Origin of the sequence: Pseudanabaena sp. UWO311 (assembly GCF_006937785.1) — a bacterium.
In the GTDB taxonomy this organism is placed as follows: domain Bacteria; phylum Cyanobacteriota; class Cyanobacteriia; order Pseudanabaenales; family Pseudanabaenaceae; genus Pseudanabaena.
In genome coordinates this window covers 41,360-57,753 of record NZ_SJEE01000034.1, presented here as the reverse complement: position 1 = coordinate 57,753, position 16,394 = coordinate 41,360, and the positions used below count along the sequence as shown (strand labels likewise).

Annotated in this window: 13 protein-coding genes and 1 riboswitch; of the genes, 7 read left to right on the top strand and 6 right to left on the bottom strand. The window is 43.0% G+C overall.

The annotated features are described in order from the left end of the window. Positions 1-189 precede the first annotated feature (189 nt). The 3 genes from uca to PseudUWO311_RS20080 form a co-directional block, all read right to left on the bottom strand. Positions 190-3,870 carry an urea carboxylase gene (gene uca / locus PseudUWO311_RS20090; RefSeq protein WP_142657016.1) on the bottom strand — a complete coding sequence of 1,227 codons (3,681 nt, stop codon included), beginning with the start codon at positions 3,868-3,870 and terminating at the stop codon, positions 190-192. A 95-nt stretch (positions 3,871-3,965) separates the two neighbouring features. Beyond that, on the bottom strand, positions 3,966-4,601 hold the full coding sequence (locus PseudUWO311_RS20085; RefSeq protein ID WP_142657015.1) for an urea amidolyase associated protein UAAP2: 636 nt from the start codon (positions 4,599-4,601) through the stop codon (positions 3,966-3,968). 47 nt (positions 4,602-4,648) lie between these two features. Beyond that, a complete protein-coding gene (locus tag PseudUWO311_RS20080; protein WP_142657014.1) occupies positions 4,649-5,383 on the bottom strand; it encodes an urea amidolyase associated protein UAAP1 in 735 nt (244 codons plus the stop codon). A 499-nt stretch (positions 5,384-5,882) separates the two neighbouring features. After that, a riboswitch (guanidine-I (ykkC/yxkD leader) is annotated at positions 5,883-6,030 on the top strand. An 82-nt stretch (positions 6,031-6,112) separates the two neighbouring features. Here PseudUWO311_RS20080 and PseudUWO311_RS20075 point away from each other — a divergent pair. From PseudUWO311_RS20075 to PseudUWO311_RS20065, 3 genes are all read left to right on the top strand, one after another. After that, positions 6,113-7,168 carry an ABC transporter substrate-binding protein gene (locus tag PseudUWO311_RS20075; RefSeq protein WP_190303583.1) on the top strand — a complete coding sequence of 352 codons (1,056 nt, stop codon included), beginning with the start codon at positions 6,113-6,115 and terminating at the stop codon, positions 7,166-7,168. A 5-nt stretch (positions 7,169-7,173) separates the two neighbouring features. Continuing rightward, a complete protein-coding gene (locus tag PseudUWO311_RS20070) occupies positions 7,174-8,019 on the top strand; it encodes an ABC transporter permease (RefSeq protein WP_142657012.1) in 846 nt (281 codons plus the stop codon). A 62-nt stretch (positions 8,020-8,081) separates the two neighbouring features. Continuing rightward, positions 8,082-8,849: an ABC transporter ATP-binding protein gene (locus tag PseudUWO311_RS20065; RefSeq protein ID WP_142657011.1), complete on the top strand. Its 768-nt coding sequence runs from the start codon at positions 8,082-8,084 to the stop codon at positions 8,847-8,849. Between the two features lie 96 nt (positions 8,850-8,945). On the opposite strand, the gene PseudUWO311_RS20060 is transcribed toward PseudUWO311_RS20065, so the two are convergent. The 3 genes from PseudUWO311_RS20060 to PseudUWO311_RS20050 form a co-directional block, all read right to left on the bottom strand. Then, a complete protein-coding gene (locus tag PseudUWO311_RS20060; RefSeq protein WP_142657010.1) occupies positions 8,946-9,863 on the bottom strand; it encodes a histone deacetylase in 918 nt (305 codons plus the stop codon). 43 nt (positions 9,864-9,906) lie between these two features. After that, on the bottom strand, positions 9,907-11,310 hold the full coding sequence (gene zds / locus PseudUWO311_RS20055) for a 9,9'-di-cis-zeta-carotene desaturase (protein ID WP_142657009.1): 1,404 nt from the start codon (positions 11,308-11,310) through the stop codon (positions 9,907-9,909). Positions 11,311-11,383: 73 nt separating this feature from the next. After that, on the bottom strand, positions 11,384-12,568 hold the full coding sequence (locus PseudUWO311_RS20050) for a hypothetical protein (RefSeq protein ID WP_142657008.1): 1,185 nt from the start codon (positions 12,566-12,568) through the stop codon (positions 11,384-11,386). Positions 12,569-12,791: 223 nt separating this feature from the next. On the opposite strand from PseudUWO311_RS20050, the gene PseudUWO311_RS20045 reads away from it, so the two are divergent. The 4 genes from PseudUWO311_RS20045 to PseudUWO311_RS20030 all read left to right on the top strand — a co-directional run bounded on the left by PseudUWO311_RS20045 (position 12,792) and on the right by PseudUWO311_RS20030 (position 16,350). Further along, positions 12,792-13,352, top strand: a complete 561-nt coding sequence (locus PseudUWO311_RS20045; protein WP_142657007.1) for a 5-formyltetrahydrofolate cyclo-ligase — start codon at positions 12,792-12,794, stop codon at positions 13,350-13,352. Between the two features lie 216 nt (positions 13,353-13,568). Beyond that, positions 13,569-13,880, top strand: a complete 312-nt coding sequence (gene groES, locus PseudUWO311_RS20040) for a co-chaperone GroES (protein ID WP_142657006.1) — start codon at positions 13,569-13,571, stop codon at positions 13,878-13,880. Positions 13,881-13,991: 111 nt separating this feature from the next. Then, positions 13,992-15,659, top strand: coding sequence for a chaperonin GroEL (gene groL, locus PseudUWO311_RS20035; protein ID WP_142657005.1), 1,668 nt, complete (start codon positions 13,992-13,994; stop codon positions 15,657-15,659). A 100-nt stretch (positions 15,660-15,759) separates the two neighbouring features. Further along, entirely contained in the window at positions 15,760-16,350 is a 591-nt protein-coding gene (locus PseudUWO311_RS20030) for a Uma2 family endonuclease (protein WP_142657004.1), read from the top strand. Positions 16,351-16,394 lie beyond the last annotated feature (44 nt).

The window sequence follows — 16,394 nt, the reverse complement described above, 5'->3', positions numbered from 1 at the left end:
TCGCTGCTATTTCATTTGTTTCTCGATACCGACGCAAAAAATCTCGTACAAACGATAAGCTAACTTTAAATCGTTTAGCTAAACCTCTCTGTGTATTTTCTTTATTTTGCCATGCATTTAATATCTTCTGCCGTAAATCAAGCGAATATGCTGACATATTTTGTTTAACTTTAGTGATGCTTTAGATTACTAGACTTGTGGCGTGTTTGATCGGAATTTGCTGTAAGCTTTTAAAATCACACATAATCCTTGCCCTACGGACACCATCTTCCCCTCATTACAGAGGATTTCTGTTACCGTACCCGTCACATTAGCAACTATGGTCATTTCCATTTTCATGGATTCTAGAACGATTAAGCGATCGCCTACTTTGACCTCACTACCAACTTGCACTACAACTTGCCAGACATTGGCAGGAATATGAGAAATTACCAGTTCGCTATTGGGTGGAAGAATAAATTCATCTGCGTCAGGGATAATATCGGGTACGGAGTCTGCATCGATAAGCAGATTATCGGCTACCCAGCGATCGCGCTCCGCATCAAAGGACTGCTGCTGTTGAGATTTAAATATAGCCGCTTCATCGGCAATAGCTGCCAGAAAATCATTGTATTTCTTCAAACTGAAAGTTTCATGTTCGATCCGCAGTTTAAATCTGCCGTGGATAAAATCTTGTCGATGCTGTAGTAACTCTGCTTCGGAGACAGGATAAAAACGAACTTGATCGAAGAAGCGGAGCAGCCAAGGTTTTCCTGCTTCAAAATCAGGGGTTTGGCGATAGGTATTCCACATTTGTACGGTGCGCCCAAAAAACTGATAGCCACCAGGACCTTCCATCCCATACACGCACATATATGCGCCACCAATGCCAACGGCATTTTCGGGAGTCCAAGTACGGGCAGGATTGTATTTAGTAGTAACAAGGCGATGACGGGGGTCGATAGGAGTCGCCACGGGAGCGCCTAAGTACACATCTCCTAACCCCAACACTAAATAACTAGCATTAAAGATAATTTGCTTAACAGCTTCTATATCATCTAAACCATTGATGCGCCGAATAAATTCAATATTACTGGGACACCAAGGCGCTTTAGGATTAACTGATCGCATATACTTCTCAATTGCCAATTTAGTCGAGGCATCATCCCAAGATAAGGGCAGGTAGACAATGCGCGTTGGCACTTCCATCTCTGTCACAGATGGCATTTCAGTTTCAGCGACAATCAAGATCTCTAGTAATTTTTCTAGGGGTAGGATCTGACTGTCGTAATGTACTTGCAGCGATCGGATGCCAGGGGTCAATTCCAAAATTCCAGCTAGAGGATTTAGAGCTAACCATTCCATTAGAGCATGAATCCGAAAACGAAGATTCAGATCGAGAACTAGTTCTCCATATTCAATGAGAATATTGTCATCTCCCGAACGGCGATATTTTACGGCAATTTCGTTATGGGGTAATTCATGCAATATCGCCGCCGTACTCAAGGCTGCGATATTTAAGGACGAGCTAGGCAAAAGGGAGAATTCTGTGGATCTACTTTCAATAGCGGCAGTACTGAATTCTAGGGTCGCGACTTGATAGTCTTGTTGAATTTTTTGCTGTAACGCTTGCTCATGGCTAATCCGCACAAATCTGACGGTATTCCCTGGCTTTAGCTGACCAATCTTCCAGATCTCGGCGAGGGCAATAGTGGCAGGACAAACAAACCCGCCCAAGCTTGGGCCATCAACACCGAGAATGATCGGCATATCGCCAGTAAAATCGATCGCCCCCACCGCATAGGCATTGTCATGGATGTTAGAAGGGTGAAGCCCCGCTTCGCCGCCATCGGTTCTCGCCCATTGGGGCTTCGCTCCAATTAATCTGATACCAGTTCTTGCCGAGTTATAATGCACTTCCCAATTACTCGCAAAAAACATTTCGATATCATCATCGGTAAAGAAATCTGGAGCGCCATGGGGGCCATAAAGCACTCCTATTTCCCAATGTTGTGGATACTCAGGGATCAGGGCTGGGGGTAGACGCAAAAGTGTTGCGGAATCAATTGTTTGCTTGTCAGAAGGATTAAGCTTAAGCACATCACCAATTCGTAAAATCCTTCCACAATGTCCACCAAATTTACCTAGAGTAAATGTTGATTTACTCCCCAGATAATCAGGAACATCAAAACCATTTTGGACTGCTAGATAAGATCGCAGCCCATTGCCTGCGATCGCCTTCATTTGTAAAATGCTGCCTTTATTTACCTGTATCGCTGTCCAATAGTCAATTGGATTTCCGTCCAATTCCGCTTGCATGGTCGCCCCTGTCAGACAAATGATCGTATCAACATTAAAACGGAGGGTCGCTCCATTAACTGTAAATTCTAGCGCCGCCGCCGCTTCAGAATTACCAACCAAACGATTAGCATACCTTAACGCTAAAGTGTCCATTGCTCCCGAAGGTGGCACGCCAATATTCCAGTAACCGACACGCCCTGGATAGTCTTGAATAGTGCTGAAAGTACCTGCTTCTAAGACATCTATAGTTCGGGGTGTATAGCTAAAAGAATTCAAAAATTTAGTATGAATATGTCCCGCTATAAACTCAGGTGCTTGGAGGATTTGGTAAAGATAATCTAGATTGGTTTCAATCCCTGCGATTTGGGTATTACCTAAAGCTGATTGTAATTTGGCGATCGCATCGGTTCTTGTCTCTCCATAGACAATCAATTTTGCCAACAACGGATCATAGTAGGGCATGATCTCAGTGCCAGTCTCAATCCAGAGATCGCAACGAATATCTTCTGGTAATCTCACCTCAGTTAAAACGCCCGAACTGGGTTGGAAGTTTTTGGATGGATCTTCGGCATAAATTCTGACTTGGATAGAATGACCGTGAGGAGAATGGTCATAGGTATCAAAAAAACTAGCATCACCCGCCGCCAGCCGAATCATCCATTCGACTAAATCAATCCCTGTAACCGCCTCTGTAACTCCATGTTCAACTTGGAGTCGCGTATTTACCTCTAAAAAATAAAATTCTTGGCGATCGCTATCAAATACAAATTCTACAGTCCCAGCTGACTGATAATTGACCGATGCCCCCAGTTTGAAAGCTGCCTCGTAAAGTTGTTGGCGCAAAGCATCGGAAATATTAGGCGCAGGAGTCTCTTCAATTACTTTTTGATTGCGGCGTTGAACCGAACAATCGCGATCGCCTAAGGTCAACACACGTCCATTGCCATCGCCAAAAATTTGCACTTCAATATGACGAGCTGATTCCACATATCGTTCTAAATAAATGCCACTTTGTTTGAAGTTATTCTGACTCAATCGCTTAACTGTCGCAAACAAATCTGGTAACTGTGCTTGACTGCGACAGAGTTGCAAGCCAATACCGCCACCACCCGCCGTGCTTTTGAGCATCACAGGATAACCGATCTTGTCAGCTTCCCTTAAAGCCTCCTCCACATCTGTCAATAGTCCAGTCCCTGGCAGTAATGGAACTTGATTCTGTGCTGCTAATTCTCTAGCTGTATGCTTTAGTCCAAAACTACGCATTTGGCTTGGCGTAGGCGCAATAAAAATGAGCCCTTGACTGGCGCAAGCCTCCGCAAATTCGGCATTTTCACTCAAAAATCCATAGCCAGGATGGATTGCTTCTGCCCCTGTTTGTTTTGCAGCTTCTAAAATTCTTTCCCAACGTAAATAGCTCTCGGCAGCCAATGCTCCTCCAATTTCTACCGCCTCACTTGCCATGGATACATGCAGAGCATAGGTATCCGCTTGCGAATAAACAGCAACAGATTTAATCCCTAAGCGATCGCAGGTGCGAATGATCCGACAAGCAATTTCACCACGGTTCGCAATTAGAATTTTAGAGAACATAAGAACATAATTAGTATTATTAAAATGATGAAGATTTAGTCAATAGTTATGGGCAGCGCTTTGCACTGCCCATAACTAAATTGTTTTGCGCCTAGCTAGGCATCCCAAATCATCAATTGGATTGGAGTAGGATTGTAAGCATTGCAAGGATTATTAATCTGAGGACAATTGGAAATCAAGAACAGTACATCCATCTCAGCCAGAAGGTCAACCGTACTGCCGGGGTCGGAGATGCCATCAACAATCTCTAAAGTTCCATCTTCACTGACTGGCACATTCATAAAGAAATTGATGTTACTCACCAAATCCCTCTTGCCCATATCATAATCTTTGAGTGCATATAAGTAGTTCTCTACACAGGCATGTAGCCATTTCTTATCCAAACCATACCGCACCGAATTGCTCTCTCGGCTACAGGCTCCACCAGAGGTATCATGTTTACCGCAAGTATCCTTTACAACTGTCATCAGTACATTACCATCACTGGAATAGAGCTTTGTACCAGTCGTGATAAAAATGTTCCCCTGCATTCGGATCGTATCAGGTGCGCTGTAGCGATCGCTAGTATCAGCAGCATTATAAATCAGTACATCCACCGCCTGATTGCCGCCAAGATCGACGATGCGTAATGTTTGTCCCTTCTTGATCAATTGCATCCAAGGGCGGCGTGCAGGTAGGACTTGATTGTAGATAGCCTTTTGAGGATCGAGTTCAACTAAAGTTGCTAACATATACTTCTCCAAATTGAATGTTGTGATTATATAGAGTCGAAATTAAACTAGTGGGCTAAAATCGATAATTCTTCAAAATAGGCATCAGTATTTTGAAATCCCCTGATCGCCTCTGGGCAACTTGTACGGCAGAGATCATCGCTTGTAGGTGCAGGAGATTTCCAAACAGTGACTTGAATCGGTTTAGGATCGTACACAGGATTAGGATCAAGTACATGTGGAGTATTAGAAATTACCGCTAATACGTTCATCTCAGCACGCAAATCAATAAAGTCTCCAGCTTGGGCAACCTGCTCAGCCCAAACCAGATTTCCGTTCCCATCCACCGCAACATGGGCAAACCAATTCACATTAGGCATGATATCGCGTTTACCCATATTCCGTTTTGCCAAAGCCAACAGAAAATTATCCCGCGCACTGCGATAGAAACTATCTTCTCCATATTTTGCAGAATTAGTTGCTACATTACTACATCCAGATAGGGTGTCATGATTTCCACATGTATCTTCTGTAATCGAAAATAAGACCCGTCCCATGTCGGTATATAGCAATTTACCTTTTGTTAGGAATGCATTAAATTGAATTTTAGCGGTGTCAGCAGCATTGTAACGCTCAATCACGTTATCAGCGTTATAACAAAGAAAAGATAGACCCCTAGAACCTTCAGGTGCAGAGATCCGCAGTGTTGTTCCCTTCCTAATCAGATGTGACCAGTAGGTTCCACCAGGAATAGCTTCGTCCCAGATTACCAAGGCTGGATCGAGGTTAGATTTTGTAAGCATGATTAACTCCTTAAAGAAATAGCTATGAAGAGCATACCTACAATAGCGAAAGCCCAGGTAGCCCTGAACAGTAACTCGCCATTGAGTTTGCTGTCATTTGACTCTCCCGGGCTTTTATCCCTCCGTGTGACCAATTCCGAATCGAATAAAAATTATTTCAAATTAATCGATTGAAAATGGCTGCTTCTCTTGGACCAGTCATCACTCTCAACTCAATTTTTTTAAACTGAAATTGAATGTAATCGGAACCCTAGAAACGAATACTTTTTGTTAAATGAACTTAACATTGCATATCATACATTAAATACTCTTTAAGCAGCAACGCAAATTGTATTAAAAATTACTTTCCCTCTAATCATACATATTCAATAATATCTCAAGTTTGTATATTCAAGCACAAATACTTTCTAGTCTACTTGATAGTTTGTTTCCTAGAAAAGTTTTGATCAATAACACAAACTTCTGAGGAATAACTGTCTTACTAACTTCTTAGAAAAAATTTAATTGTTTCTAGGGTTCCGATTTGGTTAAGGTAACAACTACATACCTCACAACTAAGTGCTGGTCCAAGAGAAGCAGGTCAACTACCTTTACAAGTGATTTTATTGGTTTAGTTGGCTACACGGAGGGATAAAAGCCCGGGAGGAACTTCAGGATTAACATCTGAAAGTTTCTTCTGGGCTTTTCCATTTTATTAACTTTGAATATCAACTCTCTAAAATAACTGTTATGAAACTGCGATCGCTTCTATCCTCTCTCCTCGTATTTTTTGTCGCTTTAACTCTCACTATTAGTTGCTCAAATCCCGCTAGCAATATTCAAACTACGGCTAGCACCGCACCGAGTAACTCACCGAGTAAAGCGGCAGATTCATTGCGCTTAGGATTTAGCGCTTGGCCAGGATGGTTTCCTTGGCAAGTCGCTCAAGATGAAGGCTTTTTCAAGAAGAGTAATCTAACCGTTGATTTGAAATGGTTTGATGGTTATTTAGAATCGATCAACACTTTAACCGCAGGGCAAATCGATGCCAACAGTCAAACATTAGGAGACACAGTTAGCTCAGTTGCTGGAGGAGCCGATCAGGTAATTGTTCTAGTAAATGACAATTCAACTGGTAACGACAAAATTATTGTCAGCGAAGGGATTAATTCGATCGCTGATCTTAAGGGTAAAAAAGTTGCAGCTGAGGAAGGTACAGTCGATCATTTTCTACTTCTATTGGGGATGAAAAAAGCAGGGTTATCTCCTAAAGACATCCAATTTGTACCTCTCGAGACTGGTAAAGCTGCTACTGCCTTCGTTGGTGGACAGGTAGATGCTGTAGCAGTATTTGCACCCTTTACGACCCAAGCATTAAAACGGGCTGGAAGTAAAGAACTATTTAGTTCTAAGGAATTCCCAGGGGCTATTTCCGATCACTTGGTATTTACTCGCAAATTTGTTGATGCTAATCCCGAAAAAGTTCAAGCCGCAGTAGATTCATGGTTTGCGACGCTTGATTATATTAAGGCTAATCCAGCTAAAGCCAATGACATTATGGCGAAACGTGCAGGCGTGAGTTTGGATGAGTACAAACAGTACGCTGATGGCACCAAAATCTTTACGGTTGAAGAAAATCTCAAAGCTTTTGAAGTAGGCAACGATATGAACTCTTTGTCGTTTGCTGCGAAAGAAATGAGCAAGTTTTTAAATGAGGTAGGGTTGGCTAAGACTTCTCCTGACACCAGCAAGTTATTTGACGATCGCTTTGTCAAGGCCTATGCCAAAAAAGTGAAATCCCCCTAAACACGATGAATGAACCACCCAAATCAATTCGTGAATTTATCAGGCCGAGAAAGGTTAACTCCAGTGTGTTTTGGCAAATCGCGGAAGAATTACCCCCTAGACTAAACACAGCCCTGATGGTCACTTCGATAGCTCTACCATTCTCACTATGGTGGGCTATCACAACATTTGGACATATTGATACGAAGTTTTTGCCATCACCAGCACAAGTAGCTACTGCATTTACAAGATTGTGGAGTACTGGCGAAATCCAAAAAGATACACTCGCCAGTCTATGGCGTGTAGGTGTAGGGGCTTTACTGGTAGGTTTGTTTTCAATTCCTATTGGAGTCTTAATGGGAAGTTTTGCTAGCATTCGCGCCTTATTAGAGCCTCTGTTTGGATTAGTTCGCTATATGCCTGCACCAGCTTTTATTCCTTTATTAATTCTTTATTTAGGCATTGGAGAAGAGCCAAAAATCACTTTGATTTTTATCGGGGTATTTTTTTTCAATTCCTTAATGGTGATGGATACTGTCAAGTTTGTCCCTAAGGAGTTAATTGAATCCACCTATATTCTGGGCGGTACACGTAGATCCGCATTACTTCAGGTCATATTTCCCCACGTACTGCCTGGAATCCTCGATGCTTGCCGCATTAACTTAGCGGCTGCTTGGCAATTAGTCATAGTCTCAGAGTTAATTGCTGCTACGGAAGGTTTAGGCAGACGCATCAGTGTTGCGGGTAGATTTCTAAAAACTGACGAGATTTTTGTGGGATTGATCGTAATTGGTGTGATTGGTCTATCCTTCGATCTTTTTTTTCAAGCAATGATTCGGGTTTCTTGTAAGTGGGCAAGTCAAAAAATGTAATTGTGTTGCGGACGCGGAGCGCCCGCAACACAATTACTAAATTTTTTTATTAGGAGCAAATTATGTACATACAAATCAAGAATCTCCATAAGAGCTTTCCTACCAAAAATGGACAGCTTGTTGTCTTAAAGGATATTAATATCAATATTGCTCAAGGTGAGTATATTTGCGCTGTTGGAGCTTCAGGATCTGGCAAATCTACGTTATTAAGGCAAATAGCTGGGCTCGATCGCCCTACCTCTGGCGAGGTAATTGTTGATGGTCAATTAATTAACGCTCCAGGACACGATCGCGGCATGATCTTTCAAAACTACACCCTTTATCCTTGGATGAGCGTTTTAGAAAATGCTGAATTTGGGCTTAAGTTGTTGGGTGTCCCGAAAAAGCTCCGTAAAGAACGCGCTAGTTACTATCTAGATGTTGTGGGTTTGACCCAGTTTGGTAAAGCTTTACCCAAGCAATTATCGGGGGGGATGAAACAACGGGTTGCGATCGCTCGCGCACTAGCCTCTGAGCCAAAAGTTCTACTTATGGATGAACCTTTCTCAGCGTTGGACGTTCACACCAAAGAAACCATGCATGAATTTATGATTGATCTTTGGCAGCGTACCAATATCACTATTTTTATGATTACACACGATGTAGAGGAGTCAGTGTTTTTAGCGAACCGTATCTACGCTCTCGGTTCGAGACCTGGCACAGTCAGAAAGGAAATCACCATCAATCTTCCCGATCGCAGTGCTTCCGTTAAAAGACACAAGATATTTCATGATTATCGTGACGAACTGATGGAATTATTGCGCCAACATGGGAAAGAAGTTTCCAACTAAATGTTGCAAAACCCAAAAAATGAGTGGCGGCACTTCGCGCCGCCACTCATTTTTTGGGTTTTACAAAAATCTGCACTCAAAGCATTTCGGCAAGCACTATAGACGATATTGCCGATATATCTCACTAGCAGCCCGATGCAAGATTGAATGTCGATAAACTAGCGATCGCATATCTTCGCAATAACCACCACCGATCACGCAGGCAACGGGGAAACCTTGGGAAACACAAGTACTCAAAACCTGCATATCGCGGCGAAATATACCTGCATCAGTGAGTGCAAGTTTACCAAGGCGATCGCCTATATGTGGATCTACTCCTGCATCGTAAAGTACTAAGTCGGGCTGAAATTCAGTTAATAAATCTGGCAAATAATTGGCAAGAGTGCGTAAATATTCATCATCTTCCATGCCTTCGCGTAGAGGTACATCGCGATCGCTAATTTGTTTGATCGATGGGAAATTAATCTGGCAATGCATTGAGAAAGTAAACACATTTGGCTCGTTCTGAAAAATTAGAGCCGTGCCATCGCCTTGATGCACATCCAAATCAACAATCAGGATTTTTTTGACCAACCCTTCTTTTAGCAATACTCGCGAGGCGATCGCAAGATCATTAAAAATACAAAATCCTGAGCCATAGCTAGGAAAAGCGTGATGAGTACCTCCCGCTGTATTGCAAGCTAAACCATGAGCTAAGGCTAGTCGCGCAGTCAATAATGTGCCCCCCACTGCGATTCTGGTGCGATAGGCAAGCTCTGGACTCCAAGGCAATCCGATACGTCGCTGAGCTTTAGGATCGAGATTTCCTGTCCAATATGCATCCACGTATTCGCGATCGTGTACCAAGGCGATCGCATCTAAATCTGGTAGCTCTGGCACAAAAAACTGTTCTGGTCGCGCTACCCCATCGACTATCAACATCTCATAAAGCAAGCGAAATTTTTCCATCGGGAACCGATTGGTATTAGCGATCGGTGCGACGTAATTGGGATGATAGATCAGTGGTAAATCCATAGTTCTTACCAAAAAAGAACCGTGCAATGCACGGTTCTTTTTTCTATACTTTCGCTAACTGCCTACTCTTAATCACTTCCGCAGCACACATCTTGCCTGAAAGCGTTGCGCCTTCCATACTGTCGATGTAGTCTTGCATCGTGTAGCTGCCTGCAAGGAAGAAATTCTTTACAGGTGTAGCCTGATCGGGACGGAATGGATCTTGACCTGGAGCCTCACGATATAGAGACTGGGCGAGTTTGACAACACTTGACCAAGTGACGTTCAACTTATTGGAAGAAGGGAAAATCTCATGGACTTGAGCAATCATCTTCTCGACGATCGCTTCATTGCTGAGCTTAATGTAATCATCCGCAGGCGTGATCACGACTTGCAATAAAGAACCTTCTCCTTCTTTGTAATAGTCAGTGGGACTAGTAATCGCCAGATCAGCAAAGGTAGAGAAGTCTACTTTAATGGCATAAAGCAAGTTATCAATATCAGTAACCCAACCATCAAAGCGAAGTTGTACGGTAATTACTGGCACAGCATCCAGCTTATAGATATTGTCAAACTGCGACCAAATTCGCCATTTCTCAGGGATGATTCTCTTTACTCCAGGTACATCAGTGGCGCAGATATACACATCCGCTGTCACAATTTCTTCGCCGTCTTCCTTGCCGATGATTAAACCTGTAACGCGAGTATCATCGCCTTCGCCTTCAAAGAGAACTTCGCGCACACCACGACGTAAATGGATTTTGCCACCTTTGGATTCAATATGTTTGACGATAGGCTTATGCAAGAAGTCATTGGGCGAGCCTTCAAGCATTCTCAAAATCGAAGCTTCGGTTCTCGATGCGAAAAATTGGAAGATCGTGAGCATACATCTAGCAGAAATATTTTCGCAGTCGATGAAGCCTAAACCGTAAGCGATCGCATCCCACATCAGGTCGAGACTGGCTTGAGATCCGCCCATACCCAAAAACCAATCTTTAAAGCTGATGTTGTCGAGGGCGCGGATTTCTTTCATTGCGCCAACATGATCGACTAAGCCGCGAATTAATGGACTCCGCCCGATCGCGATTGCATTTTGGATTTTGTCCTTCAGTGGTAATTGTCCTGTGGTTACAAAGGCTTTCAGTCCATGAAAGGGTGCACCACCAAAGTTACGAAAATCAAGGGCTGCTTGTTTGCCACCTGGATTAACGAAAATATGGGTATGTTCCTTGAGTCGGAGATGCTCGAATGCGCCTGTTTTTTTCATCAGGGCAAACAGGTTGTAATAGCAGCCAAAAAACACATGCAAGCCCATCTCGATATGGTTGCCATCTTTGTCCAGCCAACTGCTGACTTTGCCGCCCACAAAGGGGCGGGATTCAAAAAGTTCTACTTCATAGCCTTGCTCGCTGAGTTCGACTGCCGCACTCATACCCGCCAAGCCTGCACCAATAATCGCTGCTTTCATGTCTTGTCTGCTGGATCTTTACTGTCATTATGTTTGCTTAACATATTGTAATCTTGTTTGGATCGAGATCGCCTTACTCAAGCCCATAAATTGATTCAACAATGTGATTCATCGCAGTAATCATCTCTTCTAATTGCTGCATCCTCGATTCCACAATCCAGTTTAGTAATTTGACAACTTCAAAAGGTATAGTCTTTGACTCCTCTTCGCCCAAAAGAACTCTTAATCTCTGCTTGATTTCTAAGGCTTCCTCTGGCTTCTCAAAAAATTGTCTTACAAAAGAGTTGGGAGAATCTGTAAATTCGATTTCTAAGGCTTCAATTTCTAACTTTGTAAGAGAGGTTACTCGATCGTGACTATTCTTCACAAAACGACTATACATGCTTCTAAAGCTTTGGCTACAGCCTAGATATTTGTCATCTAAACTGATCAGAGATCTAGCTCGTTCAAGAATTAGCAGAGTATTTTTAAAAGAAAAACCCTCAAATGCTTTGGTTCGCATCAGAGCTAAAATGCGGTTCTCTTCGTTCCAGATATATCGATAATCACTACCTACGTTACCTAATATATCTCCTTCAGTCAGCAGAATCTCTACAAGTAAGTCAAAAGAAAGTTTAGGGGTGAGTTGAATAACAGACTGTTGGCTAAAAATCCACCAGAGATTCTGCCACATATTATTGGATATTTGTTCAGCTATAGTCTGAGGAATAATGGGATAGTCGCGATCAAAAGAATTTCTTTCACTTTCTGAAATTTGCCAGAATCTTGCTTGCATTGAGGGATGAATAATTGATGACAGATTAACTTGAGCCAATTCTTGTAATACCAAAGGAACTTGTATCCACGCACCTTGATTAGAAAATGGGGCAAAGATCTGAAGTCCTTTATCTCTAGGATCTGAAACTACGCCTCCATCACTATCTATAAGAAAGCGACTACCATACTCAGAATGATAGTTCCACAGTCCAAATCTCTCGCGATATTCTTTAGTTGTTTGCCAAGTGTAATGAAATTTACTGCTCTCGTCGGTAATTTCTAAAACCGCTATTTCACCAGTGTGAGTCTGAATAATATTTTTACCTGCGTTAGGGTCTAAATATAGATAGAAGGGGACTCTGGGCAATAAAGGCAGGTGCTTGTACCAACTATGAGATTCAGTAATATAACTTGCAAATAATGCTGTTTGCTCCATGGTAGGGCGTGGCAATTGACGTATCAGAGCGATATATTCGCGATCGTCTTCCGTAAAACCACTCATAATTGCCCCTATGCAATACAACAATACTTATAGATTTTAAACATTATTAGGGCTCATGAAAATAAACCAAGAACTCAAGTTCTTGGCTAAAAGCTCAAGTCCACTGAAGTGGACTAAAGAATAACTTTCCGTAACCCGTTTCAACGGGTTTGAGCTTTTAGCCCGCACTTGAGTGCAGGGCGACTCAGTATGATCACAGGTAAGATCGATCGCCATTTTCCCTATGCCAGAATTTCCGCAAACCAAAAAACAACTTAGACGCGCATTGCTCAACCATCGCCGCCAAATCCCTGAGCAAATTTGGCAACACAAAAGTCAAATGCTCTGCGATCGCATCACCAATTGGCAGATTTTCCAACAAGCCCAAAATATTCTGGCTTTCACTAGTTTTCGCCAAGAGCCAGATTTAAGTCAGCTTTGGCAAAGATTTCCTGACAAAACTTGGGGATTTTCGCGCTGTGTAGAAAAAGATCTGATTTGGCATCAAGTCACGATCGCCGATTTTGAGAGCAATATGCGATCGGGAGCCTTTGGCATCCTTGAGCCGCGCCATGACTTGCCACTTATGGATTTAGATAATATCGATCTAATTTTGATACCTGCGGTAGCTTGCGATCGCCGAAGTTATCGACTGGGCTATGGTGGGGGCTTTTACGATCGCTGGTTGCCGAACTCAACAGGATTTAAAGCAGGAATAATTTTTGATGACTTTTATATAGATGCGATTCCTAGTGATATTTGGGACGTGCCATTAGATGCGGTTATTACTGAAAAACAAGGGTGACGCAAAGCGCCACCCTTGTTTTTAGCCCCGTAGCGCTTCGCACAGCCAGCAATGTACGGTAAGCCGATCTAGTCCCATACTCATTTCGCAGTATATTAGCACTCAGTGAGACAGAGTGCTAAAGCACGTAATGTGTGATCGAAGTGAGATCAAAATCCACCTTGAGTCATCACTTGCAAAGTCCACTCTGATTAGATTTTAAGGAGGTATGGCATAGTGGCATCGTTAACCCTAAATACTGGTACATTGCAACCCCTAGGCGATCGCCTATTGGTCAAAGTAGCAACTAAAGAAGAAAAGACCGTAGGCGGTATTTTCTTGCCAGATACAGCACAAGAAAAACCTCAAGTAGGTGAAGTAACTGCCGTAGGACCTGGCTCTCGTAATGACAAAGGTACTCGTGTTGCACTAGAAGTCAAAGCTGGCGATAAAGTTTTGTACTCTAAGTATGCAGGTACTGAAGTCAAAATCGAAAACGTAGATTATTTACTACTTGCTGAAAGAGATATTCTCGCGATCGTTGAATAGAGCAATTAACAATTAGCTTTTTTAAACTGTTATTTCACCAAATTGATAAATGAATAACAGGTTCTAGACTAAAAGCCCCTATTACCAATCACCAATTACAAAAACAAAAACATGGCAAAAATCGTAGTATTTGATGAAGAGTCTCGCCGCGCCCTTGAGCGTGGTGTGAACGCACTAGCTGACGCTGTTCGTGTCACCCTTGGACCAAAAGGTCGTAACGTAGTTCTCGAAAAGAAATATGGCGCTCCTCAAATCATCAATGACGGTGTGAGCATCGCCAAAGAAATTGAATTAGAAGATCCCCTAGAAAATGCTGGCGCTCAACTAATTCGTGAAGTTGCTTCCAAAACTAATGATGTAGCAGGCGACGGAACCACCAGCGCTACTGTTTTGGCTCAAGAAATGATTCGCGAAGGTTTGAAGAACGTTGCCGCAGGTGCAAACCCAGTCGGTGTTCGTCGTGGCATAGAAAAAGCAGTTGCTCACCTTGTTGATGTAATTGCTCAAAAAGCAAAGGCTGTTGACTCCAATGCCGAAATCGCCCAAATCGCTACAATCTCATCTGGAAATGATGCTGAGATTGGTGAAATGATTGCTCATGCCATGGACAAAGTTGGCAAAGATGGCGTAATCACCGTTGAAGAATCGAAATCCCTTACAACTGAATTGGAAGTTGTCGAAGGTATGCAACTTGATCGCGGTTATATCTCTCCTTACTTCGTCACTGACAACGAACGTCAGTTGGTGGACTTTGAGAATGCCAAAATCTTGATTACAGACAAGAAAATCAATGTAATTCAAGACCTCGTTCCTATTCTTGAGAAAGCTGCTCGTTCTGGCTCTCCTTTGGTCATCATCTCTGAAGATGTTGAAGGCGAAGCTCTAGCAACTCTAGTTGTGAACAAGCTCAGAGGTTCTCTGAATATCGCAGCCATCAAAGCTCCTGGTTTTGGCGATCGCCGTAAAGCGATGTTGCAAGATATCGCAGTTCTTACTGACGGTCAAGTTATTTCTGAAGATACTGGGTTGGAACTTAGCGCTGCAACCCTTGAAATGCTGGGTACTGCTCGCAAGATCACTATTTCTAAGGACAAAACCACCATCGTCTCTGACATTGCCAATAAGTCCAATATTGACAAACGTGTTGCTCAAATCCGTAAGGAATTAGATCTCAGCGACTCAGACTATGATAAAGAAAAGCTACAAGAGCGCATTGCTAAGCTCTCTGGTGGTGTAGCTGTAATCAAGGTCGGTGCTGCTACTGAAACCGAACTGAAGGATCGCAAGCTTCGCATCGAAGATGCTCTTAACTCTACCCGCGCTGCGGTTGAAGAAGGCATCGTTCCTGGTGGCGGTGCAACTCTTGCTCACCTTGCAGTTGAGCTTCTAGAGTTCAAAGCAACCTTGAAGAACGAAGAAGCAATCGGTGCTGAAATCGTATCTCGCTCTCTGTCAGCTCCTCTTCGTCAAATCAGCGATAACGCTGGGCTAGAAGGTACTGTCGTCGTTGAAAAGGTCAAGGGCATGAGCTTCAATCATGGCTTTGATGCACTCAAAGGCGAATATGTTGACTTGATCGCGACTGGAATCATTGATCCTGCTAAGGTTGTCCGTTCGGCATTGCAAAATGCTGCTTCTGTTGCTGGCATGGTCTTGACCACCGAAGCTCTAGTCGTCGAGAAGCCAGAAAAGAATGCTGGCGCTGGCGCTGGTGCTGCTGGTGGCATGGGCGGCATGGGTGGCATGGGCGGTATGGGTGGCATGGGCGGCATGATGTAATCATCGTCCAAATTTACTCATTTAAAAAGGCAGGGCTACGCGAAGCGTAGCCCTGCCTTTTTAAGTTAAAATCAAGTGAAGTTATTGCTGAAAATTTGCTATGACTATTGCAAGCGATCGCCTAAATTTTGCGGAGTACCTCAAATATATCGATGGTACTGAGCAGCGCTATGAGTTGGTAAATGGAGAATTAATTCCGATGTGTTTGGGAACTGGTCAGCATGGTGCGGTGATCAAGTTTTTGGAAAGAAATCTCGAAGTCGATATTGCTGAACAAAATCAAGATTGGGTAGTTTTACCTGCATTAGTTGGTGTGCGTAGTCCCAAGGGTGGTCGATGGGATACTTGTCGGATTCCCGATTTGGTAGTTATGCCAAGAGAGCAATGGCGATCGCTGCAAACTTGCGAAGCAATTATCGAAATCAATCAACCAGCACCAATCTTAGTTATAGAAGTCGTAAGTGAATCAACTAAAAGTACTGACTATCGCGCTAAGCGTGCCGAGTATAGCGTATTAGGGATTTTAGAATATTGGGTTGTCGATCCATTAGTGAACAAAATTACTGTTTTTAATCTTGAAGACGGATGGTATGAGTCTTGTGAGTTTACGGATAATGAGATTCTACGATCGCGAACTTTCCCAAATTTGAAATTGACTGTCAATCAAGTTTTTGGCAACCTGCTAAAATAATTTACGGCAAGCCCCAATTCTGGTTGCTAGCAAAAATGATAAGC